This window comes from Methanotorris formicicus Mc-S-70, from assembly GCF_000243455.1.
GTDB classification, from domain to species: domain Archaea; phylum AGJL01; class Methanococci; order Methanococcales; family Methanococcaceae; genus Methanotorris; species Methanotorris formicicus.
Genome location: NZ_AGJL01000001.1, coordinates 20,284 through 44,268 on the forward strand (window position 1 = coordinate 20,284; position 23,985 = coordinate 44,268).

Below are 23,985 nucleotides of genomic sequence, written 5' to 3' on the forward strand. Positions count from 1 at the left end.
ATAAAAGTTTTATTTTCAACAAAATACAAATTATCCAAATGGTCTTGGTAAATTCTCATCCTCACATTCAACAACCATTAAATAAGGTTTTTTCTTTTTTAAATAAGATTTTACGTTTTCTCCAATTTCATCAATATCCTCAATATATGCATTATCTATCCCATAGGCGTCTGCTATTTTATTGAAATTTGGATTCCTTATTTCTCCAAATACATTGAGTTTGTTGTTTTTCATAATAACCATTAAAATCTTTAAGTTATTCTCTGCTATAACACCCAATTCTTGGATATTCATTTGAAATCCGCCATCTCCACTAATTAATACAACTTCTCTACCTATACCATAATCCAAACATCCAAATTTAACCCCTATGGATACAGGTAACCCAAATCCCATAGTTCCCATAGAATTGGAGGAGATGATAGTTTTTGGTAGGGAACATTTTTTTAACATACATGTAAAAACCGTATGATTTCCAGCGTCAGTTGTTATTATGGTGTTATTTGGTAGGGAATCTATTATCTCTTTAATTTTTGATGAGTAATCACCCAAATTATATGAAGATTCTTTTAAATTTTCAATCCAAGGTTTATCGTCTATTCCCAAATTGAGGAGAGTATCTTTTAATTCTTTAATGTTATTTGGATTTGGATTTATAGAAATAATTTTATTTAAAACTTTATCTCTAATCCCCTCAACAATTGTGTTGTAAGATAGGGAAGAACCAATTGAGTATACAACATCCGCATCCAATAAGGCTTTATTTGCTGTTTCACTTCCTCTCCTACCAACCAAACCTAAGCATAGATCATCATTTTCATCAATAACTCCTCTTGCTGGAAAGGTTGTTACAATTGGAATGTTTAATTCTTCTAAAATTTTTCCTATCTTTGTTATTTCTTTGTAACTTAACTTTCCATATATTCCCTGACCTATTAACAATAGTGGTCTTTTAACGTTCTCTACTTTTAAGTTGCATTTAGAATAATTTTGGTTATTTTCTGTTTTTGTTTTTTCATTTACTATAATATCAAGAACATCCCTTGGGATATTTATGTGAATAGGTTTTCTACTATTTAAGGTTTCGTTAAATGCCTTCTCAAAGTAGCCTACATCAGGGGTTTCAACAAAGTATCCCTTAAAAAAATTCAAAAATTCCATTGGTATTTCTTGGAAGTAATTTTCTCCAATATATTTTTTTTGGCATCTTCCAGTTATGCACAAAACTGAAGAACTGTCTTTGTATGCCGTTGCAATACCAGTAGTTAAGTTTGTTGCCCCAGGACCAGCAGTTGCCAAGCAAACGCCAACATAATTAGTTATTCGCGCATATCCATCCGCTGCATGTGCTGCCCCTTGCTCATGTCTAACCATTATATTTTTTACATCTTCATTTTCATCTAACGCTTTATATAGTGGATAAATTTGCTCTCCTGGATAAGAGAAGATGGTTTTTATATTCTTCTCCTTAAAAAAATCCAATATTGCATCCATAAATTTCATGTTATCACTTAGGGTTTTAAATGTTGATATCTTCATCTTCATCCAAATACAATCTATATTGCTCGATATCGTCTCCTAACTTATTTATAAATATCCTTGCAACTCTTCCAGGGTCTCTTGATTTTGTTATGGCCCTACCAACTATCAAAATGTCATAGTTTTTAATTAATTCATCAACATTTTCTGGACTAACTCCACCAGCAATTGCCAATATTGCATTCATATCCTCCCTACTTATTCCAAACTCCTTCTTAATTCCAAATGTTTCCTCATCAATCCCTCTATGCAAAATAACAACGTCTGGCTTTAACTTTAAGGATTTATATAGATTAATTGGATTTTCCACATTCATCATGTCCAAATAACTCATTATTCCGCATTTTTGGCATTCATGGATGCCCTTTATTATTGTTGATTTTGGGGCAACTCCGCTTATGGCAACTGCGTTTGCCGTGCTTTCAAATGCCATCCTAACCTCAACTCTTCCAGTATCGAGAGTTTTTAAATCAGCAACAATAAATCCATCAAAATTTTCTCTGATAATTTCAATAACCTCAATACCAAACTTCTTGATTAATGGAGTCCCTGCCTCAAGAATAATCCTATCGCTTTTTGGTAGAGCATTTAAAATAAACTCCAAATTCTCAATTGTAGGAACATCCAATGCCACTTGCAAATAAGGAGGCCTTTCCAACCTAACATCCCTAAAGCCTACGAGTGGATGCAGTGCCCTGTATTTTTCTTTCTTTATTTTTTCTTTTGAAGGATATTCATTTAAAGCCCTGTTTATTGCTAATTTTGTTGCTCCATAATAATATTGGAATAATTTTCTTTTAGTTAGTGTTGTTAAAGGAACATCTGGAACTGAGACGGTTGCGATTATCTTCAAATCTTCCTCTAAATCCAAATCCGCTATTGCTTTTGCTATCCCATACTGAATAACACCGTTTAGTAATTCATCATGTATTTCATTTTCTATTGGATGCCTTGGCACCACCAAAGTTAGTGGCCTAACAATCAAATTTGGTCTTAGATTGGCGAATAATGGACATGGAGTTCTTGTTAGTGCATTTGTAAATGCTTCATCTATTTCTTTACCTTTTCCAATGATTAGATTAACTACTGCTTTAACCTCGTTTCCAAAAACTGCCTCTCCAAATTTTATCATAGTATCATCCTTTTTATTTTATGATGCTTCCACTTGCATCTCTCTTATATTTCCCAAATTCGGTTATAAACTTCAACTTATCTCCCCAAAATACCGGACCGTCTTTGCAAACACAGAAGCCCTCATCATCTACACAACATTGCCCACAAATTCCAATACCACATTTCATATATCTCTCCATTGAGACTTGTACAGGGATGTTGTATTCATTTGCAATCTCAACGACCTTTTTCATCATTATCTCTGGCCCACAAGTTATGATTAAATCAAATTTCTCTTCTTTAAGAATCTCACTCATCTTCTGTGTTGTGAATCCATGGAATCCATAACTTCCATCGTCAGTGCAAATCTCTAATTCTCCACAATTTTCAAATCTATCCAAAAACAAAAGTTCTTCCTTAGTTCTTGCTCCAATGATGGTTTTTATTTCAATGCCTTGTTTTGCAAACTCCTCAACCGCAGCAATAATTGGGGCGCCTCCAATCCCCCCTGCAACAGCCAAAATTCTATCCCCTAACGGTTCAAAATATGTTCCATAAGGTCCTCTAACTCCTATTAAATCCCCCTCTTGAAGTTCGTGCATTTTTGCTGTGAAGTTCCCAACCTTTGCTATACTAAAACCTGTTTTTGTTGAAAATCCAAATGGTTTTTCATCAACTTCAGGAATCCAGAGCATGGCAAATTGTCCTGGTTTAAAATCAAAATCTCTATCTATTATGAATGTTTTTACACTTGGGGATTCAGTTATAATTTCTTTTATTTTACAAATAATTGGCTTTTCCATAGTATCACCATAAAGTTAATAATAGAAAACTTTATTAAACTTTGGGGATATATAATCGTTCTGCAATAAATGACATTTATTGATATAATAACTGAATTTAGGATTAAATTGCTCTTTTTTAAATTTAAAGGCAGATGATGATATTATCCCCGTCTGATTTGTGATGAGGGAGTTTCTCTGATGCCTATTTTTAATTAATTTAATAATATAGGATTTTTGTAGTTATTAATCCCAAGACGCCAAAAAATATTGAAATTCCCCAAATTATAAGAACGATTTCATACTCCTTCATGGGTTTCTTTTTTAGTATAATCCTTGGTAGGGATAAGTAACCTCCTTCAACATAAAGTTTTCCATTTTTTAATACTGTTGGCTTGTGCTCTTCCCTCCTTGTAACTCCAGCGCTATAGAATTTTAATCCTGCATCTAAGATATATGGCATCATAATAATCAAAAATGGCAAAATAATACCCTTCCAAATCGCCATTGTTGCCAAAAACGCCCCTATTGGTAACGTTCCAACATCTCCTGGGAAGACTTTTGCTGGATATTTGTTAAATATAAACAATCCTAAATAAGACATCACAAAAATAATAACCAACTGGAATCCGTTTAAATCTCCAATAGTCAATAAACACAAACCCAAAAATATTGATGAGATTATCCCCACACCAATCTCAAGTCCATTAAATCCTGCGAGCATGTTTGTTAAATTTGATGCTATGGAAACACCCAACATTAACAAAAACAAATGAAAAATATTCATATTTAGCAATATCCCTACCGGGAGTGCAGAAATCCCGAGGAAGATGAGTTTTTCTTTTGGCGAGAGTTTTGCAATATCATCGATAATTCCAATAATCCCAGATAACACCACAATAACTAAAATATAAGGATTGAAAAATGGCAAAACTACGGTGTTTGTGATAAGAGGTGCAAAGCCCCCCATTTCTGCAACTTTTATTTTTTTCCCCTTATGCAAATCTATTCCATATTTTACGTTTATCATTTTTTTTATGATGAACTTTGTAAGTACTAAGGATAGGATAAACGCTATAATAAAATGTTCCATTATTTCACCTATGCTATATTATAACGTGTGGGAATTTTAACTTTATGATTTTGTGGGGATTAAATATCCAATTTAAATGACAATAAATTTATATACCTTTGTTGTTTTAATCTTTTGTTGTTTTAATTTTGGAATATTAGAGGGTGGAAAGGATGACCGAATATCTTAACAAAATATCTGAGTTTTTTAAAAGTCATGGGTATATAAAGATATTTCTTATTGTCTTAGTAATATCGTTAATAAGTTTTCAATTAAGAGCACAGCCAGCAGATATGGGGTTTACGAACTATCCTGAATTAAAAAAAATGTTTTCTGATGAACATGGGAGAATGTATCTTGTAGCATTAGACCCCTATTACTACCTAAGGTTGAGTGAAAACTTATACAAACATGGGTATGTTGGGGAAACACTGAAGGAAGTTGATGGGAAGAAAGTCCCTTACGATACATGCCAATACGCTCCCCCTGGACATCCAGTAAGTTGGGAACCACCAGTAATATGTATTGTTGAACTCTTACTCTATGAAATATGGCATTCCATTGACCCAACAGTAAGTATTATGAACGCTGCCTTCTGGGTTCCAGCAATTCTTAGTATGTTGTTGGGGATTCCAATATACTTCATAATTAGGAGGGCAACGTTAAGTGACATTGGAGGGATTGTTGGGGCATTGTTGTTAATTTCCTCCCCTGGGTTGTTATATAAAACATCGGCAGGTTTTGCAGATACTCCAATATTTGAGGTTTTGCCAATCTTATTCATAGTATGGTTTATTATTGAGGCAATACACAATCAGAACAACATTAAAAAATTATTGGCATTTGGGGGTTTATCAGTTGTATTAACTGCATTATACCCAAAAATGTGGAGTGCTTGGTGGTATGCGTTTGATATTGTTTCAGTTTCTTTAGTAATCTATGGAATTTATTTAATGGTGTCAAAAAAATTAGGCAAAACAATCCAGCATGAAAATACCAAGCATATATTGTATTTAATAGGATTTTACATAATTGGTAGTACATTCTTGATTTCATTGATTCATGGTGTGGATGTAGTGGTTAGTGCTGTTACGTCTCCATTGGGTTATCAAGTGGCTTTAACTACAACAACCGAACATACAACAGGATGGCCAAATGTATATACAACAGTAGCAGAACTTTCAAAACCAAAATTTGCAGATATTGTTAACAACTCAATTGGAGGAAAGACTTTATTTATATTGGGTATTATTGGGATATTTATTTCATTCCTATCTTTGAGAAGTGGTAAGAAGGAGTTTGATGTCAAATATGCGATACTGCTAACCATTTGGCTACTTGCAACAGGATATGCCGCTACAAAAGGTATCAGATTTGCTGCTTTAATGGCCCCGCCTTTGGCAATTGGTGTCGGTATATTAACCGGGCAAATAGAAAGACTAATTATAATGAGTAGGGACGGATTGGTAAAATATGCTCTCTATCCAACAATTGGGTTAGTGTTTTTATTGAGTATCGCAAAATATGGTGCTAAAATTCCGCAAATCCTCATTCCAACAACTTATGTGCCGATTGCCGCTTATGCCTTCTTGGCATCAATTGCCATATTGATATTGTATAAGATTGTGGATATTGTAACTTCAAATAACGAACTAAAATTAAAGAAGGGGTTTTCTTTAGCATTAGCAGTTGCTTTAGTCCTTCCACCACTTGCAAATGCAGTCCCATTCTACACAGCACCAACATTCAACAATGGATGGAAGGAAAGTTTAGATTGGATTAAAAACAACACCCCAAACAACGCTGTTATAACATGTTGGTGGGATAACGGACACATCTATACGTGGGCTACAAGAAAGATGGTAACATTTGATGGAGGTAGCCAAAATTCCCCAAGGGCTTACTGGGTAGGTAGGGCATTCTCAACATCAAACGAAGAACTTGCAGTTGGAATATTGAGGATGCTTGCCACAAGTGGAGATGAGGCATTTAGGGAAGGTAGTGTACTTATGAACAAAACACATAACAACGTCTCAAAAACCGTAAAGATATTGAATGAAATACTTCCAGTAAACAGAAGTACTGCATACAAAATTTTAACAGAAAAATATGGTTTGACAGATAAAGAGGCAAAGGAAGTATTAAATGCCACACATCCAGAAAATCCAAATCCGGATTATCTAATAACCTACAACAGAATGACTGATATCGCTCCTGTGTGGAGTATGTTCGGTAATTGGAACTTTGATTTACCACCAAATACACCAAATGAAAAGAGAGATAAAGGATACTACTTTAAAGGAAAAGGAATGATAAACAATAACTCAATCGTTACTCAAGTACAAGTTGGAAATCTCTACTATATAACGAATATTCCATTCACATTAGAGAACATAACAACTGCAGCAGTTGCCTATGAGAACGGAAGAGCAAAAGTTGTTGGACAAGTGAAGTTCCACAAAATAATTATAAAAACTCCAAAAGAAGTTATTGGAAAAGTTATTGATAATGAAGGGCAATTAAGTGAGGTTGTAAGAATAGAGCCCGATGGAAGAATCTATGTATGGGTAGTGTCAAAGAACCTTGAAGATAGTGTATATACAAGATTACATTTACTCGATGGGTATGGATTAAAGCATATAAAATTGGTTAAAGCAAGTTATGATCCAACAAACTTTGGGGTTCAGCCAGGATTTAAGGTTTATAAGGTAGATTATGGAACTGAATATCTAAAATAATCCAAAAATTAATATTTCCTATTTTTCTTTTTTGCTTTCTAAATTTCAGAGGGAAAATATGAGGGAATATTTAATAAAAGATTCCAAAGTTGCAAATCTTCTTTTTGATAAATCAGAATACATAAAAATAAGAGAAGATATGGTGAGAGAAATAAACAGTGGAAAGGTATCAGAACAAGAGTTAATGTATCTAAAATCTCTTACATTTGGATTTGATGTTTATTTAAAAGTATTAGATAGGTTTATTCCATGTAATCCAAAAGAATTATCGAGTGATGCAACTTTGGTGGATTTAGTAGAAGAACTTTTGAAGGTTTCAATATTTTTGTTAGATAGTAATATCAAAGGAAGGGATTCAAGTATTGGTGGAGATATTGACGATATTTGGAAATGGGAAGAATACATGTGTAAAGAACATAATCTAAACCTTAAAAAGTCATATTATACAGATTTAGGTTATTATTGGGATAATTATGGAGATTATATATTTGGAATAAACAAAGACGATGAAAATGAGGTAATATTGATATGCCGTGATGTACATGGCAATACAGGAATTTTAAAAGTTCCATTAGATGACTTTATTGAAGATGTAGTTAAATTGTCAGAAGAGTATCTAAGATTTGAAATTTCAGAATGTCCAAAAACTTTGGAGATATATGAATGGGAGATAAATGGAATAAAAGAAAAACTCAATAAACTATATAGTTTTTTAAAAAAATAACTTTTATATCATTAAAAGACAAAGGGGTTTTTATGTTTCTCTTAGACCCATTTTCTGGGATTAGTGGAGATATGTTTTTATCGGCGATGATTGATTTTGTTGATAGAGGAGATCTTATAAATACCATCAAAAAAGTTATTGATGTTGATATTGAAATAAAAAAGGTTAAAAAATGCCATATAGTGGCGAATAAAGTTGATATAATCCCAAAGGATGTTGATTATAAGACAGATACCTATAAAGACATCAAAAACATTATTAAAAACTCCAATATTCAGGAAGATGTTAAAATCTCTGCATTAGAAATTTTAAAGATATTGGCTGAGGCTGAAAGCAAAGTTCATAATATAAGTATAGGGGATGTACATTTCCACGAAGTTGGGAATTATGATACAATAACTGATATAGTTGGAGCATCTTATATAATAAATAAATTAAATTTAAAAGATAAATGCCTATATAAGCCAATAAATGTTGGAAATGGATTTGTAAGAACTGAGCATGGATTATTGCCAGTTCCAGCACCAGCAACGGCAGAGATATTGAAAGGGCTTAAAATATCCTTCTCTGATATAAAAGAGGAATTAACAACACCAACTGGAGCAGCAATAATAAAATACATAAACCCAAAATTAGTTGAAGGAAGTTTTATAATAAAAGAGGTTTCTTATGGATCTGGAGATAAAGATTTGGAGATACCAAATGTTTTAAGAGTTTTTAGAGTTGAAAATATAAAGAGGGAAGATATAGTTTTATTGGAAACGAATGTTGATGACATTTCAGCAGAGATATTGGGTTACCTATATGAAGTTTTAGATGGGAAGGTTAGGGATTTACACTTTATCCCAACTCATATGAAGAAGAATAGGCCTGCCTGCACAATTAGGGCTATTGTTGATAAAGGCAGAGTTGAGGAGGTAACTAAGATTATAATGAGAGAAACTGGCACTTTGGGAGTTAGAATATTTAATATAGAGAGAATAACAGCAGATAGAGAGTTTAAAACTATAAAGTTGTTTGATGAAGATGTTAGAATAAAATTTGGAAAAATTGATAATGAAATAATCTCAGAAAAACCAGAGTTTGAGGATTTGAAGAAGATATCTAAAAAATATGGCATTCCATTAAAAGATTTGTATAAAATTATTTTCTCAAAGCATTTGAGATGAGGGATTTTCATGAGGGTTGAGGTTTTAAGATTAGGACATAGAGGAGATAGGGATAAAAGGATATCAACACATGTTGCTTTAACAGCAAGAGCCTTAGGGGCTGATAAGATAATATTTACTGTAGAAGATGAACATGTTGAAGAAAGTGTAAAGAAGGTTGTAGAAAATTGGGGAGGAAATTTTAAATTTGAAGTTGTAAAAAAATGGAAGGGATATGTTAAAAATTTTAAAAATAATGGAATCGTGGTTCATTTAACAATGTATGGAGCAAGTGTCAATGAGATAATAAATGAGATAAAAGAGAAATTTAAAGAAAAGGATATTTTAATTATTATAGGGGCGGAGAAAGTTCCAAAAGAAGCGTATGAACTTGCTGATTATAACATATCCATTGGGAATCAACCACATTCGGAAGTTGCTGCACTTGCAATTTTTTTAGATAGATTATTTGAAGGGGAAACACTCTATAGAGAATTTGAAAATGCAAAGATTAAGATAGTTCCTTCAAATGATAAAAAGGTTGTTATAAGATCTGACAGTGTGATTACGAGAATCCTTTCTTTATTAGCTCTTTACTGCACTCTTTAATCACTTCATAGAATGATAATCCATATTTGTGGCTTAAATATTCTATACAGTTTGATACCATTGCTATAAACCTAACAAACCCAATATTGCTCTTTTCAGACGTTAGGTAATTTCCCTCAACATCTAAAATCGATTTATCTCTTCTATGCTTTTCTTCTATCTTTGGTCTCTTCATATACTCGCTTATTATGTTCTCTGCCTTCTTTTTATGGTTTGTAGAGACCAGATACTTAGGTTTTTCTGATTTTCCATCAACACTGCAACGATTTTAACTCTACCAACATCGGGAATATTGACCACTTTCTCGGATAATCTAAACTTTATTCCATTAATAGTCCTTAATTTAAGCTTTTCTTTCTCGAAATCCCTCTTAAATAGTCCTTCTACCTTAACCTTCTTACCGAAATATTCAACTATCAGGTTTTCCCTAAGTTTACCAATATATTCCATTCCCAATTCTTTAGATTCCTTCATAATTTTCTTTGTCGTTACAAAAGTGTCTACTACGACCGTCCCGATATCTATATGAGTTAAGAATCTAATAATTTCGATGAATATGTCTGTGGATTTTTTGCCAAGTGGTTTTATTGTAGTGTAAATCGAATATATCCCTTTTTTCGTGATAAATACAGCAGTTTATCTGCTCTTGATATGGTTTGCTATGTCTTTCGATGTAGTTATATCGAATATTGCAACCATAAACCTTTTTACTCCATCTCCTTAGTAGCGTTGAATCGATTATTGCAGTGTATTTAAATCTATTGTCATCAAAAATATCGGGAAGGTTGGATAGTTGAGTATACAAACAAAACTCATTTTCTGATAGTTTTTTGTAGGTTTTTAACGATAGTCGTTCTGTGAATTCCCGAGACATACTCTGAAAATGCTTTGATAGTTTTTATTGGCGTTAGTGTTCTAACTTGTGCGAACTTAGATAACTCCTCCGAACAGTTAAATCCTAAACTATTTATAGAATTAGTGAGTATACTATTAAGTGCTGTTAGCATGGAGGTTTCACCGTTTTTTAACGAGTTATTTAAGTACTACCTATTTCTATTTTTTGGTCTTAATTTTAATAGTGTTAAAATCACACTATCAGTTAAGAAAGATTAAGAACTATTGAAATTTTTGTAATGTTAATAATTACAAAGAAATTCACAAAGAACTACAATATCCACAAAAAGGGGGAAATATGCAGAACGTTGATAAAATTATAAAAAAACTAAATCCAAAATTTAGAAACATTGAAGGCAAAAAACTCCTTATTGCCATTGCAGTAGATGAGAATAAAAATGTCCTTATGACTGCTTTTATGAGTGAAGAATCATTAAGAAAGACGCTTGAAACTGGATTGATGCATTATTACTCCACAAGTAGGGATAAGATTTGGATGAAAGGAGAGGAAAGTGGTAATATACAAAAGGTTAAGGAAATATATAGGGATTGTGATGGTGATGCTTTGTTGTTTGTTGTTGAGCAGAAGGGAGTAGCATGTCATGAAGGTTATTATTCCTGCTTCCATAGGAAACTTGAAAATGGAGAAATAGTCATTATCGACCGAAAATAATATATATTTGAACATATACAAGTAACTGAACTTTTTGTACTTTTAACTTATTTTAACTCCCCAGGACGGGCGGCATACTATAAAAAATTTTAAACGTATTAATATAACCCCAATAAATAAGCGTAAATTTTCAAAATAAGGGTTGTTTTTTAATTTTTTATTATTCCTAATTATTTATAGTCATTATTAATTGTAATGTAAAATTTAAATGAACAAATGCAAGAGTTTAAAATAGACTTAAAATAAAATATATAATTAGGATTTAAGATTATCGAGGTGATGGATAATGGAAAGATATAATGAAGATTATGAAGTTAATTTGGAAGAAAAAAACATTCCTATTGAGGAATTAGATTTAAAAAACAAGAATATAACGGTAGATACATGCGTCGTTATTGATGGAAGAATAACTGAACTAATAAAAAAAGGTGTTATTAAAGATAGTAAAATAATAATTCCAGAGGCAGTAGTTTCTGAACTTGAATATCAGGCAAATAGGGGTAGAGAGATTGGTTACAAGGGGATTGAAGAGTTAAGGCATATGGTGGAAATTGCAAAGGAATACAACATTGAAATTGAATACTATGGAGAAAGACCCACAAGAGAGGAAATTGCACTTGCTAAAAGTGGAGAAATAGATGCAATGATTAGAAAGGTTGCAAAAGAAACGAACTCAATACTCTTAACAAGTGATTGGATTCAATATAATTTGGCATTGGCACAAGAAATTGAGGCATATTACTTAGAGGTAAAAGAAGAAAAGGTTGAATTAGTTTTAGATAAGTATTTTGATGAGTTGACAATGTCAGTCCACTTAAAAGAAGACTGTGTTCCTTATGCAAAGAGAGGCAGGCCAGGAGAGATTAAACTTGTTCCTATTGGAGATAAAGAACTTACAAAAGAAGATATGGAAGAAATCATAGACAACATCATAAAATACACTGAACAAAATAACGGATTAATCGAAATTCAAAGGAGGGGGGCAACAGTAATCCAACTTGGAAATATAAGGATTTCAATTGCAAGACCACCATTCTCTGAGGCATTGGAGGTTACAGCAGTAAGACCAATAGCAAAGGTTTCTTTAGAGGATTATGACCTATCAGATGAATTATTAGAGAGGTTGAAGGAAAAAGCAGAGGGTATATTTGTTTCAGGTGCTCCAGGAAGTGGTAAATCAACATTCGTTTCAGCACTTGCAGAATTCTACAAAAATCAAGGAAAAATAGTAAAAACTATGGAAAGTCCAAGGGATTTACAAGTTGATAAGGAGATTACACAATATGCCCCTCTTGAAGGCAGTATGGAAAAAACTTGCGATATTCTTCTATTAGTTAGACCAGATTATACAATATACGATGAAGTGAGAAAAACAAAGGACTTTGAAATATTTGCAGATATGAGGATGGCTGGAGTTGGGATGATCGGGGTTGTTCACGCATCAAAGCCAATAGATGCCATCCAAAGGTTAATTGGCAGGGTTGAGTTGGGAGTTATTCCCCAAATTGTCGATACAGTAATATTCCTCAAAGATGGGAGAATAGAGAAGGTTTATGAGGTAAGTTTTACAGTTAAGGTTCCTTATGGAATGAAAGAAGCAGATTTGGCAAGACCAGTAATTGAGATTAAGGACTTTGAGACAAAGAGAACTGAATATGAAATCTACACCTATGGGGAAGAAGTTATTGTTATGCCAATAAAGGAGGATGAGTTTGAAAGGTCTCCAGTTTATAAGTATGCTGAAGAGAAGTTGGGGGAGATATTGAAGAGGTTCCTTCCAAAGAAAGCAAAACCAAAAGTTAAGGTTTTAGACTACAACACTATTGAGTTGAGAGTTCCAGAAAAATATATTGGTTCAATTATAGGAAAGGGAGGAAGAGAAATCTCAAAATTGGAAGACATTATTGGATTGAAAATTAGCGTTAGAGCAAAAGAAGACGTTGAGGAATTTGAAAATGAAGGATTATCTTACGAATACATATCAGAATATGAGTTTACAAAACTCAAAGAAGTTGGAAAACATATAGTTGTGGATGTTGGGGAGGACTTTGCTGGAGCAAATATAAAGATTTATGTTGATGGGGATTACTTATGCTCAGCAACAGTAAGTTCAGATGGAACTGTTAAGATAAACAAAAAAACAAGTATTGGTAAAGAATTATTAAAGGCAATGAAAAAAGGTAAAGATATCTACGTAGATTTGGCATAAAAAATTATTTAAACATATTTCTAACTTTTTCATCTGATTTCATGACTTTTTCTTTTTGTTTTTTTCTGTATTCAATCAACTTCTCTGCTATTTTTTCATCTTGCAAACCTAAAATTTCAAGTGCTAAAATAGCAGCGTTCTCTCCCCTATCTATCCCAACTGTTGCAACTGGAATTCCTGGAGGCATTTGAACAGCACTTAGCAAAGCATCCATTCCATCCAATTTACTTTCAACAGGAACTGCAATAACAGGTTTTGTTGTCAAACTTGCAACAACTCCAGGCAAGTGAGCGGCTAAACCAGCAATTGCTATAAACACTTTTGCATTAGAGTTTTTAACAATTTCCTCAACCAAATCTGGAGTTCTGTGGGCAGAGGCAACCCTAACCTCAAACTCAACGTCAAATTCTTTTAAAACATTTGTTGCCTTTTCTGCAATTTTTAAATCACTCTCACTTCCCATAATTATACAAATCATGTTTTCACCATTTTATTCATTTATTTTTTTACGAAAGACTTTTATTATTTGGGACGTATATTTAATTTATGGAGGTGTTGTTATGAAAACTCTTGAAAATTTACTCAAGGCAACCGAACCTCCAGAGGAATGTCCATCATGTGGGCATTCAAAGAACTACTATGTTGCAATAGATATGCTTTCCCTTTAATTAAAAATATTTTTGGGGTATTATGAAAGAAAAGACCTTCATATTATTAAAACCCGATGCGGTTAAGAGGAAATTGATTGGAAAAATTATAAAAAGATTTGAAGATAGGGGATTTGAGATCGTTGAGATGAAAATGCTAACACTTTCAAGGGAAATGGCGGAAGAATTTTACAAAATACATAAGGGAAAGGAATTCTATGAAAGATTAATAGAATTTATGACATCTGGTAGGATTGTGGTGATGGTTGTTGAAGGGGAGAATGCAATATCTGCGGTTAGAAAGATGATAGGAAAAACAAATCCAGCAGAAGCAGAACCGGGAACAATAAGGGGAGATTTTGCATTATCAACTCCAGACAATATAATCCATGCATCAGATTCAAAGGAAAGTGTTGAAAGGGAAATAAAGATGTTTTTTGGGGATTAAAATATTATTGATAAACATCCCTAATCCTCTCACACAAAACCTCAAAATCCTCCTTTTTATGCCCAACGTTTATACTTACCCTTATTCTTTCTGAACCTCTTGGAACTGTTGGATACCTAATCCCAACACAGAAGATGTTATTTTTTATTAAATGCTCAGCAATAAGCACAGTTTTTTCTTTAAAAATGAATGGATAGATTGGAGTTATATTATCCTCTTCAATAAATCCATTTTCTTTAAAAATTCTATTTGCTGTTTTGATGTTTTTTTGAAGTTTTTTAACTATATCGGTTTTTTCAATAATCTCAAATGCCTTAATACAACCTTCAACAATACACGGTGGCAGAGAAGTTGAATAGATAAAACTCCTTGAAGTGTTTATTAAGTACTCTACAACCTCCTCAATCCCACAAACAAATCCTCCTAAACCACCAATAGCCTTTGATAAAGTTCCAATTTGGATGATGTTGTCAGAAGGTTTTAAATTGAGGTGCTTTAATGTTCCTCTCCCATTGCCCAAAACTCCTGTGCCATGAGCGTCATCAACAATTAAAATAGCATTAAACTCATCCGCTATTTTCTTTAAATCTCTAAGAGGGGCAACATCACCATCCATACTAAAGACACCATCAGTTATAATGAATAGATTGTTGTATTTTTTCCAATTCTCCTCGATTAAATTAACTAAATGCTCCACATCACAATGATTGTAAATCAAAACATCCGCCTTACTTAACCTACAACCATCAATAATAGAGGCGTGGTTAAGTTTATCACTCAAAATCAAATCTCCTTTTTTGCAAAGTGCAGAGATAACCCCAACATTTGTTGCATAGCCAGACGAATAAACCAAAGATCTTTCTACCTCTTTAAATTCAGCTATTTTCCCCTCCAATCTTTGATGATTTATGTTTCCAGATGTTAATCTTGAACCAGTTGAGCCAACCCCATACTTCAGGCCTTCTTTTACTGCCTCAACAACCTTTGGATGCTTTGATAGGCATAGATAATCATTTGAAGAAAAATCCAAAACTCCATCATTTTTTTCCCTAAAAAATCTATATAAGCCATTACTTTTTATAATTTCAATTTCCTTTCTCAATTTTTCCCTAAACATAAAAATCCCTTTTTATTTTATAATGAATGGCTTGTTTTCTAATTTGTTTATTAAATCATCTATATTAACATCATCTTTAACAAAAAACACTCTTCCTCCATTCTCTCCTTTTTCTTTTAAATTTGTAATCCTAAAATAACCCTTTTTAGTTGCAACATAGCCAGTTGTGTAACTTTTATTATCTGATGTGCAGAGTTCCGCTATAATTCCCAAATGAATAACCTTAGATGCAATTGCAATAGCATCAACAGTCCTTTCTGTCCCTAATTTTTCCTTTAAAATATTCTCCTTTAGTTCTTTTGTTGTATCTATATTTTTAACCCTAATGCCCCTTTCCTTATCTGGCTCTAATCTTTCTCCCCTTAAATTTAAAATTGCCGCTCCTCTCATTCCTCCTTTATCAATTATTTTAAATGCGTAATCTATTAGTTCATTTGGAATACCTTCATTTTTTAATATTTCTCTTGCTTTTTCTCTTGCTTCTTCTTTATTTTTGCATTCTATTGTTTTTATTGGCAAGTGGTTGATGTATTTTATTTCCTCCTTAATTTCCTCAATCTTTAAGTTTATAAAGTCTGGAGTTCCATTTTCATGCATTAATGCCCTTCTTATTAATTCTCTCGCAACATTTTCAATCTCCTCCTTATCCACAATCCTCTCTGCTCCAGATATGTGTTTTCCGTTTTTTGATGCCCTCATTTTTATACCATACATTTAATTCACCAAAATTTATTATTTTAAGTGCTGTTTTATATTCTGTAGTTATAATTTGTTTATTTGAATTTATAATTTAAATTTATCATGATTGATCATTAATGTTAAAACGAACAATTTATCATTATTTTTCATTAAAGACATTTATCACGATTTATAATGAGCAAAAAAGTATATATATTTGTTTTTTCAATGTATAATCAGGTGTAAAATTGAGTTAGGGAATATTAATTATACCTTGCGAATTATTACAATATTAGATAGGGTGATAATATGGAAACAAAATTAAACAACATCAATAACATTAACTATGAGGTTGCTGAAGATATTGAGCAAATCACAACAGATTTGAAGAGACCATTTAGAGGCAGTAAGTTGGTAGAAATTTTAGGGTATGCAGTAGGTTTAATTATAATAGGTTCTATGCTTGTATAAAGTAGCCAAAAGAGCATTAGGTATATAAGCAAATTAAGATAAAATAAAACTGCTATTTTACTACAAAGGCATGCATACTGTTTATAAGTTAGGTGCTATTTTTGGGAAGATTATCATGATTAATAATGATTAAATAATGTATTTTAATAACATTGAAAGATTTAGATATATAGTCATTAGATTTTCTAATGTATATTTTTGCTATTAAACTTATTTTAAGAAAATTATTTATACCATTTTTTACATTTTAAAAATAAAAGCATTGGAGGTATTGCTATGAAAAAAATTGATGTTACTGGAGATATATGTCCAGTGCCAGTATTAAAAACAAAAAAGGCATTGGAAGAGTTAGGTGGTGGGGAAGAGTTAGAGGTTGTTGGAGATTACAAACCAGCATTAGAAAATATAAAAAGATTTGCAGAGAGTAATGGATATACTGTTGTTTCTGCAGAAGAAACAGATAGTGGATTTAGAATAGTTATTAAAAAATAATAAAGGTGGGAGTTTGAAATTCACAGTTATTATTACAACTGCTCCTTATGGAAAAGAAAGGGCATACTCTGCATTAAGATTTGCTTTAACTTCATTATTGGAAGGAATTGAGGTAAATATATTCTTACTTGAAGATGGTGTCTATGTTGCAAAGAAAAACCAAAACCCAAGTGAAGTTCCAAATTATTTAGAGTTTTTGAAGAATTGCATTGAGATGGGGGCAAAAGTTAAGGCATGCGGACCTTGTGGAAAGGCCAGGGGAATTAGCGACGATGACTTAATTGAAGGTGTTGAGTTTGGAACAATGCATGATTTGGTTGCGTTTGTTAAGGAAGGTGATAAGGTTATTACATTCTAAAATATATACTCAAAAATTCCATTACAAGTTTTTCATATAAATTATTCTTGTTCTCGGGCCTAATTTTATTCATCATGCATCTTTTTTTCCATTCTTCACATAAATTTTTATCAACATACTTCAACAAATTACAATCTCCCCCCAAAACGTGGCTTTTAAAATAATCATAATTTAGGTTATACTCTTTTTCCAAAAAATAATCAAGATAATCGTATATTTTTAAGTTCTCATCAAGGGGTATATCATATTTTAATCGTATGTTGTACTTCCACAAATTATCAATTTTTATATGTAAGTCGTATCCTAAACAAAAGGAATACTCTGCATTGGTTTTTGGTTTGAAGAATTCAAAAACATTTCCTTCATAAAAATGAGTAATTTTTCTTTCCAAATTAGATATGTGATTTATATCTGGAATAATACAGCCAAAATAGAAGTTATCCAAATCGATTTTATCTATTTTTATTCTATTATCCAAGTATAACTTTCCAAGAACCAAATGAGCATAAGCGTTAGGGCATTGTTACCCCCAAATGCATGTTATTAGATTTTTTAATGAAATGTTTATATATTCTAATTACTATATTTTGTAACAAATAGGATATAAAGGTGGTTATTTGCTTGGGGTGTGTGTTAGGACTAAAGATGGTTTTGAGATATTTAAGCAATTTGAATATATAGATTGGGGTCTGCATTTTTGTCCATACAACAAAAATATGGAGAATATTGTGGGATTCCATGCTCCAATTGTAGATTTAGGGATTCCAAATAATAATTCCCTAAGCATTCTAAAAAACACTGTTGATATGGTTTCCAATTATGATTATCTAACACTTCACATAACCAATGGGAAAGAACCAGATCTTGATGTTCTAATCTCAAACTTATCTGAGTTAGTTGATTATGCAAAAAAAAGGAACGTAAAAATATGTATTGAGAATTTAAAAGATGGTTTTTCATCAAATCCAAATAATTTAATCGAAATAGCAGATATTACTGATTGTTTGATAACCTATGACATAGGACATGTTGATTATAAAGATAGGATTAAGTATGTAGATATCTTTTCAGATAGAATATACAATGTTCATGTTTATGAAAAAGAAGTGCCAAAAATCGGCCATATTGCCCCAAAGAACCTTGAAAATCTAAGGCCAGTGTTGGATAAACTTTTAGATATTGGTTGTGATTTTTGGTTTATTGAACTTATGGATATTGAAGATATAATAAGAACCAAGAACATGTGTGAGGAATATTTGAAAGAGCATAGGTGATTAAATGTATATTGATTTTAAGGAATCATTTAATAAGTTAGAACTCTCAGGGGATACATTTAAGATCATAGATGAATTTGGAATAAAGTTAAAAGATATTGCGATAGGCGAATTTTCTGGAAAAGATAGTGCCGCTGCGATAATAGAAGCGTTTAGAGAATTTGATGTTATATTGCCTGTAGTTGCATTTACTGGGACAGATTATGGAGATAAAAAGATATTTTACAAAAATTGGGAACTTCTAAACGATAGGGTAAAAAATCTTTATAATGACAAGGTTCTTCTACCTTTGCATTTCATGTTTGAACCAAAGTTATGGAACGCATTAAACGGAAGATTTGTTTCCCTAATCATTAAAAAATTTGGATTTTACACACCATGCATAGGATGTCATGCATATTTGAGGATTTTGAGGATTCCATTATCAAAGCATTTAGGGAGTGTAATAATAGGTGGAGAAAGAATTCATCACAATGGCGACTTTAAAATTGATCAAGTAGAGATGGTTTTGGAGATTTATGAAAGAATATGTAATGAATTGGGTGTTAAATTAAAACTTCCAATAAAATACGTTAAAGAGAATAGTAAGATAAAAGATATTATCGGAGTTGATTGGAAACAGGGGAAGAGACAGTTTTCTTGTGTATTTAGTGGGAACTATAGAGATAAGGATGGAAAAGTTATATTTGAAGAAGAAAAGGTTAGAAAGTTCCTAAATGAATTTATATATCCAGTTTCTGTTGAGATTGTTAAGAGAGGATATGTGGAAGATTTTAAATATATTGAAATTGTTAAGGAATTTATTTAAAACCAAAAGTGATATCATGAGGACAATACTGGTTTTGTTGGACGGCTTGGGGGATAGACCTTCAAAGGCGTTAAATAATAAAACTCCATTGGAGGCTGCAAACACACCAAATTTGGATGAATTTGCAAAAAGAGGGGCAACTGGGCTTATGATTCCATATAAAGAAGGAATTCCATTGGGTTCTGAAGTAGCTCACTTCTTACTTTGGGGATACAGTTTAAACGACTTTCCCGGGAGGGGATTTATAGAATCTCTTGGGGAAGATATAGAGGTTAAAGAAAACGAAATCTACTTAAGAGCAACATTTGGTTTTGTTGAAAAATGCAATGGGGGGTTATTAGTTAAAGATAGGAGAACAAAAAACGTAACAAAAGAAGAAATAGACGAACTCATAGATAGTTTGCCAAATTATGTCAATGGCTATGAGTTTGAATTAAAACATTCTTATGACACACATTGTATTTTAATAATTAGGGAAGAAAATGGATGGATTTCTGATAAAATTTCAGACAGCGACCCATTTTATAAAAATAAACATGTTATGAGGGTTTGCCCAATAAAAAAACTCTGCAAAAATAAGATAGAGTACGATAAAGCAAAATCTACAGCAGATGCCCTAAATGAATACCTAAAAAAATGCTTTAAAGAATTGGATAACCATGAAATAAATAGAAAAAGGTCAAAAATGGAAAAGCAAAAGGCAAATATGTTATTAACAAAGTGGGCAGGAAAATATAAAAAAGTTGAATCGTTTAGTGAAAGATGGGGGATGGGGGGAGTTGTTATTGGAAACAGTTCAGTTTTCAAAGGATTGGCAAGATTTTTGGGAATGGATTATATTAAATGTGAGGATTTTAAAGAGGCAATTGAAATGGCGGTTGATTTGGATTATGATTTCATCCACATCCATACAAAAGAGATAGATGAAGCAGGACACACAAAAAAACCAGAATTTAAAAAAGAAGTCATTGAAAAGATTGATGCATGTTTAAATCCCCTCTTGAATTTAGAAGATGATTTAATTGTTATTACTGCAGATCACTCAACACCGTCTGTTGGAAATTTGATCCACTCTGGAGAGAGTGTTCCAATAACAATAGTCGGGAAATACGTTAGAAGAGATGATGTTAAGGAGTTTAATGAAAGGGCTTGTGCAAAGGGGAGTTTATATATAAGGGCATATGATTTAATGAATATCATCCTAAACTACACAGATAGGGCTTTGCTGTATGGACTAAGGCCAAACAGAATTTTAAAATACATTCCAGACGATAGTAAAACAAGGCATTTAAGGATTGATTAAAAATAGGTATAAATATATTTATTTAGAATCTATTTTATGTAATTTTGTGAATTTTTTAATACAGAATTTCACTTGGGGAGATACTATGCTAAATTTAAACTTTTCTGGATTAATTCCAACAAATATGGAAAAAAGAGGGGAACTAACATTAAAAGAGAACTTAAACATAATAGAGGAGATTTTCAACCAGAGAAAAATCCCAAAAGAAGGATTGGATGATGATAAGATAAGATTGCTCTTAAAAATTTTATCATTAATGGATACTGACAAAGATCCAAAAGTTATTCAGATTGGTGAGAGGGAAGCAAGAATAGCCTCAAAAATTCAAAATGAACTTGTTGGTGGATTTTGTCATGGTATTGGTAGGAGTGGGAACTTAATTGATGCCCAACCTAAAGCACCGGGAGCAAGTATAATGTATGCATTGACAAACAAAATCTTAGAGAGTTTTCTAAAAAATTTGGGGTTAAAGGTTAATGCTATTGCCTCTCCAGTAGCAACAGGGATGTCCCTATCGTTATGCCTAAGTGCGGCAAGGAAAAAATACAACTCAAATGTCGTTATTTATCCCTATGCATCCCACAAGAGTCCAATAAAAGCAACATCATACATAGGCATGAGGATGAGGCTGGTTGAGACAAAACTTTATGGAGATGCTGTTAGAGTTGGTGTTTCTGATATAGAGGATGCAATTAAAAAAGAAATAAATGAAAGCAACAACCCGTGCATTTTAAGTACTCTAACATTCTTCCCGCCAAGGGAAAGCGATGATATCATAGAAATCTCAAAAATTTGTGAAGAGTTTGATGTTCCCCACATAATAAATGGAGCGTATGCAATTCAAAACAACTTCTATATTGATAAGTTAAAGAAGGCATTTAAGCATAGAGTCGATACTGTTGTCAGTTCATCGGATAAAAATCTATTCACTCCTATTGGTGGAGGTATTATTTACTCAAAGGACAAAATATTTTTAAGGGAAATTTCCCTCTCCTATCCAGGAAGGGCATGTGCTACGCCAGTGGTTAATATATTAATATCCCTCCTATCCCTTGGAATGGATAAGTATTTGGATTTAATGAAGAAACAGAAAGAGAGTAAAAAGTTGTTAGATGAGTTATTAAATGAACTTGCAAAGAAAAAAGGGGAGAGAGTTTTAAATGTAAAAAACCCAATCTCCTCATGTATAACAACAAAAAAAGACCCTATCAATGTTGCTGCAAAATTATACAACTTAAGGATAACTGGACCGAGAGGTATTAGAAAAAACGATAAATTTGGAACTTGCTATTTGGGAGAGTATCCCTACAACTACGTTGTTGTAAATTCTGCAATTGGGGTTAAAAATGAGGATATAGAGTTGGTTGTTAAGAAATTGGAGAAAGTTCTTTAATTTATAACCTTAAGAAAAAACAAAATTTGGATTATTGATTTGTTGGTGTAGTAAAATAGTTTTAGTTTTTTAATTCTGATAAATCAATACTCCAAACCCCTAACTTATGTTCTTTTGCATATTCTTGTGCCTCCACATACTTTTTTAAATACTCATGAGTTTCTGGGTATTGTGTCTCATTACATATCTCTAAAACTTCTGGACGTAAGTAAGCATAACCTCTTTTTAATAGTTCGTAGGTTAAATCCTTCCCACCATCATAAATACATAAACTTGCAAGAGTTATAGGCTCGGATTCATTACTACAACTTTTAAAATCCATCCAATATCTAATGTATACCAATTTTCTCCCGATTAATTCATCCCTCTCCCACTCATAAGCCACGTCAGCAATTTTCAAGTACGATTCATTATACAATTTATAAAATTTAGATTTTTTAGATTCATTAAGGAAAATTTCATACGTGTTTATGTCATTACACCTTAAAAAATAAGCAAAGGCATCAGTAGTATTGTATAGTGGTATTATTCCTATAAATACGTCAAGGCGGTATGGCGGCATATCTTTCCCACATTCTTTTGCTTTTTCTTTTAAATTCATATATTCCTTGCCCTTTTCATAAAACTCGTCATTTCCACCAATAGGTTCCACTTGATAAGTTTGAGGAGATTTAACATCTAAAACCTTCCATATGCTATAATTATAACCATGGTATTTTGGAAGATACTCTTTAGCCCAGAATGGAATTTCATTCGATTTTAACGAGGAATTATCGATAGAACTTATTATTGAACTTTTCTCAGAATTTGTATTATCCAGTGTCTTTGAACAATTCTGAGTTGATACATTCTCAGTCATGTAGTTATAAAAAGCCAATATTACGATTATAGAAAATATTGTCAAAATCCATTTTAAAATTTTCAAATTCTTACCCTCCCAATGTTATTTTAAAAAGTTAATGTAATCCGAAAAATTAAAATACAAAAATAACAATATTGGTATTATTGTTTAATATGATAAAAATCAGTAAAAATAGAAAATTAGAATTTAGATTGTTGGTATTTTGCTTGTTGCGTTCTCTGCAACTTCTCCTAATTTGTTTACAGTTGCATTTGCCTGTGTTCCTGCGTTTTGCATACTTTCTTTAACTCTTGTTGTGTAGTAGTATGCTACTATAGCAGCGACTGCAACTGCTGCTGCAACTAAGATCCCGATCTCCATTGAAACTTGCCCCCTCTTGGACATCAATTTTTCTACTAATTTCATTTACATCACCTTTAGATTTTTTGTTTTATAATGGTATAGCCTCTAACCCAACCTACACGCCTATCGTTTAACCCCCTAGCCAACCCAATTTCAATTAATAATATTATGTTTTAAAAATATATGTCTTTCCATTACTTTGTATCACAAAGTATCCATTCTCATTAACACTGCAACGATTTTAACCCCTAATCATTGAATACATATCAATTTTTCATCAAAAAATAGATA

29 protein-coding genes are annotated in these 23,985 nt (G+C 32.2%); 15 read left to right on the top strand and 14 right to left on the bottom strand.

The window, feature by feature from the left end:
• Positions 1 to 30: 30 nt before the first annotated feature.
• From METFODRAFT_RS00125 to METFODRAFT_RS00140, 4 genes are all read right to left on the bottom strand, one after another.
• The gene (locus METFODRAFT_RS00125; protein ID WP_048115156.1) at positions 31 to 1,503 is read right to left on the bottom strand and encodes a thiamine pyrophosphate-binding protein; all 1,473 of its coding nucleotides are present in this window, start codon (positions 1,501 to 1,503) and stop codon (positions 31 to 33) included.
• Between the two features lie 16 nt (positions 1,504 to 1,519).
• Entirely contained in the window at positions 1,520 to 2,671 is a 1,152-nt protein-coding gene (locus tag METFODRAFT_RS00130) for a bifunctional 5,6,7,8-tetrahydromethanopterin hydro-lyase/3-hexulose-6-phosphate synthase (RefSeq protein ID WP_007043472.1), read from the bottom strand.
• Between the two features lie 13 nt (positions 2,672 to 2,684).
• Positions 2,685 to 3,455, bottom strand: a complete 771-nt coding sequence (locus METFODRAFT_RS00135; protein WP_007043473.1) for a dihydroorotate dehydrogenase electron transfer subunit — start codon at positions 3,453 to 3,455, stop codon at positions 2,685 to 2,687.
• Between the two features lie 199 nt (positions 3,456 to 3,654).
• A complete protein-coding gene (locus tag METFODRAFT_RS00140) occupies positions 3,655 to 4,527 on the bottom strand; it encodes an MraY family glycosyltransferase (protein WP_007043474.1) in 873 nt (290 codons plus the stop codon).
• Between the two features lie 152 nt (positions 4,528 to 4,679).
• Between METFODRAFT_RS00140 and METFODRAFT_RS00145 the strand changes: the two genes are divergently transcribed.
• Genes METFODRAFT_RS00145 through METFODRAFT_RS00160 form a run of 4 tightly spaced genes read left to right on the top strand, consistent with a single transcriptional unit; the run spans position 4,680 to position 9,725 of the window.
• Complete coding sequence (locus METFODRAFT_RS00145; protein ID WP_007043475.1) at positions 4,680 to 7,244, top strand: STT3 domain-containing protein; 2,565 nt, start codon at positions 4,680 to 4,682, stop codon at positions 7,242 to 7,244.
• Between the two features lie 58 nt (positions 7,245 to 7,302).
• Complete coding sequence (locus METFODRAFT_RS00150) at positions 7,303 to 7,968, top strand: hypothetical protein (RefSeq protein WP_007043476.1); 666 nt, start codon at positions 7,303 to 7,305, stop codon at positions 7,966 to 7,968.
• A gap of 32 nt (positions 7,969 to 8,000) precedes the next feature.
• On the top strand, positions 8,001 to 9,137 hold the full coding sequence (gene larC / locus METFODRAFT_RS00155) for a nickel pincer cofactor biosynthesis protein LarC (protein WP_007043477.1): 1,137 nt from the start codon (positions 8,001 to 8,003) through the stop codon (positions 9,135 to 9,137).
• 9 nt (positions 9,138 to 9,146) lie between these two features.
• Complete coding sequence (locus METFODRAFT_RS00160) at positions 9,147 to 9,725, top strand: tRNA (cytidine(56)-2'-O)-methyltransferase (RefSeq protein WP_007043478.1); 579 nt, start codon at positions 9,147 to 9,149, stop codon at positions 9,723 to 9,725.
• On the opposite strand, the gene METFODRAFT_RS09775 is transcribed toward METFODRAFT_RS00160, so the two are convergent.
• The 4 genes from METFODRAFT_RS09775 to METFODRAFT_RS11225 all read right to left on the bottom strand — a co-directional run bounded on the left by METFODRAFT_RS09775 (position 9,682) and on the right by METFODRAFT_RS11225 (position 10,732).
• A complete protein-coding gene (locus tag METFODRAFT_RS09775; protein ID WP_342626854.1) occupies positions 9,682 to 9,951 on the bottom strand; it encodes a hypothetical protein in 270 nt (89 codons plus the stop codon). The genes METFODRAFT_RS00160 and METFODRAFT_RS09775 overlap by 44 nt on opposite strands.
• Positions 9,912 to 10,199, bottom strand: coding sequence for a hypothetical protein (locus tag METFODRAFT_RS00165; RefSeq protein WP_007043480.1), 288 nt, complete (start codon positions 10,197 to 10,199; stop codon positions 9,912 to 9,914). Before METFODRAFT_RS00165 ends, METFODRAFT_RS09775 begins: the two co-directional genes overlap by 40 nt.
• Positions 10,200 to 10,263: 64 nt before the next feature.
• Entirely contained in the window at positions 10,264 to 10,530 is a 267-nt protein-coding gene (locus METFODRAFT_RS11220; protein ID WP_141564085.1) for a hypothetical protein, read from the bottom strand.
• Between the two features lie 7 nt (positions 10,531 to 10,537).
• Positions 10,538 to 10,732 carry a hypothetical protein gene (locus METFODRAFT_RS11225; RefSeq protein ID WP_245528846.1) on the bottom strand — a complete coding sequence of 65 codons (195 nt, stop codon included), beginning with the start codon at positions 10,730 to 10,732 and terminating at the stop codon, positions 10,538 to 10,540.
• Positions 10,733 to 10,917: 185 nt separating this feature from the next.
• On the opposite strand from METFODRAFT_RS11225, the gene hisI reads away from it, so the two are divergent.
• The gene (hisI, locus tag METFODRAFT_RS00175) at positions 10,918 to 11,292 is read left to right on the top strand and encodes a phosphoribosyl-AMP cyclohydrolase (RefSeq protein ID WP_007043481.1); all 375 of its coding nucleotides are present in this window, start codon (positions 10,918 to 10,920) and stop codon (positions 11,290 to 11,292) included.
• A 286-nt stretch (positions 11,293 to 11,578) separates the two neighbouring features.
• Positions 11,579 to 13,501 carry a PINc/VapC family ATPase gene (locus METFODRAFT_RS00180; RefSeq protein WP_007043482.1) on the top strand — a complete coding sequence of 641 codons (1,923 nt, stop codon included), beginning with the start codon at positions 11,579 to 11,581 and terminating at the stop codon, positions 13,499 to 13,501.
• A 4-nt stretch (positions 13,502 to 13,505) separates the two neighbouring features.
• Here METFODRAFT_RS00180 and purE read toward each other — a convergent pair whose 3' ends face one another.
• Positions 13,506 to 13,979, bottom strand: a complete 474-nt coding sequence (gene purE / locus METFODRAFT_RS00185; RefSeq protein ID WP_007043483.1) for a 5-(carboxyamino)imidazole ribonucleotide mutase — start codon at positions 13,977 to 13,979, stop codon at positions 13,506 to 13,508.
• Between the two features lie 82 nt (positions 13,980 to 14,061).
• On the opposite strand from purE, the gene METFODRAFT_RS11735 reads away from it, so the two are divergent.
• Together METFODRAFT_RS11735 and METFODRAFT_RS00190 are read left to right on the top strand one after the other, a co-directional pair.
• Positions 14,062 to 14,169 carry a rubredoxin-like domain-containing protein gene (locus METFODRAFT_RS11735; RefSeq protein ID WP_007043484.1) on the top strand — a complete coding sequence of 36 codons (108 nt, stop codon included), beginning with the start codon at positions 14,062 to 14,064 and terminating at the stop codon, positions 14,167 to 14,169.
• A gap of 22 nt (positions 14,170 to 14,191) precedes the next feature.
• Positions 14,192 to 14,596, top strand: a complete 405-nt coding sequence (locus METFODRAFT_RS00190) for a nucleoside-diphosphate kinase (protein WP_007043485.1) — start codon at positions 14,192 to 14,194, stop codon at positions 14,594 to 14,596.
• Positions 14,597 to 14,600: 4 nt separating this feature from the next.
• Here the strand turns inward: METFODRAFT_RS00190 and bioF are convergent, their stop codons facing one another.
• Entirely contained in the window at positions 14,601 to 15,713 is a 1,113-nt protein-coding gene (bioF, locus tag METFODRAFT_RS00195) for an 8-amino-7-oxononanoate synthase (RefSeq protein WP_007043486.1), read from the bottom strand.
• A 12-nt stretch (positions 15,714 to 15,725) separates the two neighbouring features.
• Positions 15,726 to 16,427, bottom strand: coding sequence for a 6-carboxyhexanoate--CoA ligase (locus tag METFODRAFT_RS00200; protein WP_007043487.1), 702 nt, complete (start codon positions 16,425 to 16,427; stop codon positions 15,726 to 15,728).
• A gap of 273 nt (positions 16,428 to 16,700) precedes the next feature.
• On the opposite strand from METFODRAFT_RS00200, the gene METFODRAFT_RS10990 reads away from it, so the two are divergent.
• The 3 genes from METFODRAFT_RS10990 to METFODRAFT_RS00210 all read left to right on the top strand — a co-directional run bounded on the left by METFODRAFT_RS10990 (position 16,701) and on the right by METFODRAFT_RS00210 (position 17,712).
• Positions 16,701 to 16,862, top strand: coding sequence for a hypothetical protein (locus tag METFODRAFT_RS10990; RefSeq protein WP_007043488.1), 162 nt, complete (start codon positions 16,701 to 16,703; stop codon positions 16,860 to 16,862).
• Positions 16,863 to 17,138: 276 nt separating this feature from the next.
• Entirely contained in the window at positions 17,139 to 17,354 is a 216-nt protein-coding gene (locus METFODRAFT_RS00205) for a sulfurtransferase TusA family protein (RefSeq protein WP_007043489.1), read from the top strand.
• A gap of 13 nt (positions 17,355 to 17,367) precedes the next feature.
• Positions 17,368 to 17,712 (top strand): DsrE/DsrF/TusD sulfur relay family protein, encoded by a 345-nt coding sequence (locus METFODRAFT_RS00210; RefSeq protein WP_007043490.1) that lies wholly within the window; start codon positions 17,368 to 17,370, stop codon positions 17,710 to 17,712.
• Here METFODRAFT_RS00210 and METFODRAFT_RS00215 read toward each other — a convergent pair.
• On the bottom strand, positions 17,702 to 18,211 hold the full coding sequence (locus METFODRAFT_RS00215) for a hypothetical protein (RefSeq protein ID WP_007043491.1): 510 nt from the start codon (positions 18,209 to 18,211) through the stop codon (positions 17,702 to 17,704). The two genes, METFODRAFT_RS00210 and METFODRAFT_RS00215, sit on opposite strands and share 11 nt — an antisense overlap.
• Before the next feature lie 118 nt (positions 18,212 to 18,329).
• Between METFODRAFT_RS00215 and METFODRAFT_RS00220 the strand changes: the two genes are divergently transcribed.
• The 4 genes from METFODRAFT_RS00220 (at position 18,330) to spcS (ending at position 22,490) form a co-directional block, all read left to right on the top strand.
• Complete coding sequence (locus METFODRAFT_RS00220) at positions 18,330 to 18,986, top strand: sugar phosphate isomerase/epimerase family protein (protein ID WP_007043492.1); 657 nt, start codon at positions 18,330 to 18,332, stop codon at positions 18,984 to 18,986.
• A gap of 4 nt (positions 18,987 to 18,990) precedes the next feature.
• Positions 18,991 to 19,794 (top strand): hypothetical protein, encoded by an 804-nt coding sequence (locus METFODRAFT_RS00225; protein ID WP_007043493.1) that lies wholly within the window; start codon positions 18,991 to 18,993, stop codon positions 19,792 to 19,794.
• Positions 19,795 to 19,810: 16 nt separating this feature from the next.
• Positions 19,811 to 21,097 (top strand): alkaline phosphatase family protein, encoded by a 1,287-nt coding sequence (locus METFODRAFT_RS00230; RefSeq protein WP_048115159.1) that lies wholly within the window; start codon positions 19,811 to 19,813, stop codon positions 21,095 to 21,097.
• A gap of 85 nt (positions 21,098 to 21,182) precedes the next feature.
• A complete protein-coding gene (gene spcS, locus METFODRAFT_RS00235) occupies positions 21,183 to 22,490 on the top strand; it encodes an O-phosphoseryl-tRNA(Sec) selenium transferase (protein ID WP_007043495.1) in 1,308 nt (435 codons plus the stop codon).
• Between the two features lie 61 nt (positions 22,491 to 22,551).
• Here spcS and METFODRAFT_RS00240 read toward each other — a convergent pair whose 3' ends face one another.
• Entirely contained in the window at positions 22,552 to 23,415 is an 864-nt protein-coding gene (locus METFODRAFT_RS00240; RefSeq protein WP_007043496.1) for a thermonuclease family protein, read from the bottom strand.
• A 123-nt stretch (positions 23,416 to 23,538) separates the two neighbouring features.
• Positions 23,539 to 23,757: a class III signal peptide-containing protein gene (locus tag METFODRAFT_RS00245; protein ID WP_007043497.1), complete on the bottom strand. Its 219-nt coding sequence runs from the start codon at positions 23,755 to 23,757 to the stop codon at positions 23,539 to 23,541.
• Positions 23,758 to 23,985: the final 228 nt, after the last annotated feature.

What these genes read in the sequence shown, in the direction of transcription:
- spcS (WP_007043495.1), top strand. Translation starts at nt 21,183, where the DNA reads ATGCTAAATTTAAACTTTTCTGGATTAATTCCAACAAATATGGAAAAA.
- bioF (WP_007043486.1), bottom strand. Translation starts at nt 15,713, where the DNA reads ATGTTTAGGGAAAAATTGAGAAAGGAAATTGAAATTATAAAAAGTAAT.
- METFODRAFT_RS10990 (WP_007043488.1), top strand. Translation starts at nt 16,701, where the DNA reads ATGGAAACAAAATTAAACAACATCAATAACATTAACTATGAGGTTGCT.
- METFODRAFT_RS00130 (WP_007043472.1), bottom strand. Translation starts at nt 2,671, where the DNA reads ATGATAAAATTTGGAGAGGCAGTTTTTGGAAACGAGGTTAAAGCAGTA.
- METFODRAFT_RS00145 (WP_007043475.1), top strand. Translation starts at nt 4,680, where the DNA reads ATGACCGAATATCTTAACAAAATATCTGAGTTTTTTAAAAGTCATGGG.
- hisI (WP_007043481.1), top strand. Translation starts at nt 10,918, where the DNA reads ATGCAGAACGTTGATAAAATTATAAAAAAACTAAATCCAAAATTTAGA.
- METFODRAFT_RS00230 (WP_048115159.1), top strand. Translation starts at nt 19,811, where the DNA reads ATGAGGACAATACTGGTTTTGTTGGACGGCTTGGGGGATAGACCTTCA.
- METFODRAFT_RS00245 (WP_007043497.1), bottom strand. Translation starts at nt 23,757, where the DNA reads ATGAAATTAGTAGAAAAATTGATGTCCAAGAGGGGGCAAGTTTCAATG.
- METFODRAFT_RS11225 (WP_245528846.1), bottom strand. Translation starts at nt 10,732, where the DNA reads ATGCTAACAGCACTTAATAGTATACTCACTAATTCTATAAATAGTTTA.
- METFODRAFT_RS11735 (WP_007043484.1), top strand. Translation starts at nt 14,062, where the DNA reads ATGAAAACTCTTGAAAATTTACTCAAGGCAACCGAACCTCCAGAGGAA.
- METFODRAFT_RS00150 (WP_007043476.1), top strand. Translation starts at nt 7,303, where the DNA reads ATGAGGGAATATTTAATAAAAGATTCCAAAGTTGCAAATCTTCTTTTT.
- METFODRAFT_RS00200 (WP_007043487.1), bottom strand. Translation starts at nt 16,427, where the DNA reads ATGTATGGTATAAAAATGAGGGCATCAAAAAACGGAAAACACATATCT.
- purE (WP_007043483.1), bottom strand. Translation starts at nt 13,979, where the DNA reads ATGATTTGTATAATTATGGGAAGTGAGAGTGATTTAAAAATTGCAGAA.
- METFODRAFT_RS00190 (WP_007043485.1), top strand. Translation starts at nt 14,192, where the DNA reads ATGAAAGAAAAGACCTTCATATTATTAAAACCCGATGCGGTTAAGAGG.
- METFODRAFT_RS00125 (WP_048115156.1), bottom strand. Translation starts at nt 1,503, where the DNA reads ATGAAATTTATGGATGCAATATTGGATTTTTTTAAGGAGAAGAATATA.
- METFODRAFT_RS00165 (WP_007043480.1), bottom strand. Translation starts at nt 10,199, where the DNA reads ATGAAGGAATCTAAAGAATTGGGAATGGAATATATTGGTAAACTTAGG.
- METFODRAFT_RS00135 (WP_007043473.1), bottom strand. Translation starts at nt 3,455, where the DNA reads ATGGAAAAGCCAATTATTTGTAAAATAAAAGAAATTATAACTGAATCC.
- METFODRAFT_RS00225 (WP_007043493.1), top strand. Translation starts at nt 18,991, where the DNA reads ATGTATATTGATTTTAAGGAATCATTTAATAAGTTAGAACTCTCAGGG.
- METFODRAFT_RS00160 (WP_007043478.1), top strand. Translation starts at nt 9,147, where the DNA reads ATGAGGGTTGAGGTTTTAAGATTAGGACATAGAGGAGATAGGGATAAA.
- METFODRAFT_RS00205 (WP_007043489.1), top strand. Translation starts at nt 17,139, where the DNA reads ATGAAAAAAATTGATGTTACTGGAGATATATGTCCAGTGCCAGTATTA.
- METFODRAFT_RS00140 (WP_007043474.1), bottom strand. Translation starts at nt 4,527, where the DNA reads ATGGAACATTTTATTATAGCGTTTATCCTATCCTTAGTACTTACAAAG.
- larC (WP_007043477.1), top strand. Translation starts at nt 8,001, where the DNA reads ATGTTTCTCTTAGACCCATTTTCTGGGATTAGTGGAGATATGTTTTTA.
- METFODRAFT_RS00180 (WP_007043482.1), top strand. Translation starts at nt 11,579, where the DNA reads ATGGAAAGATATAATGAAGATTATGAAGTTAATTTGGAAGAAAAAAAC.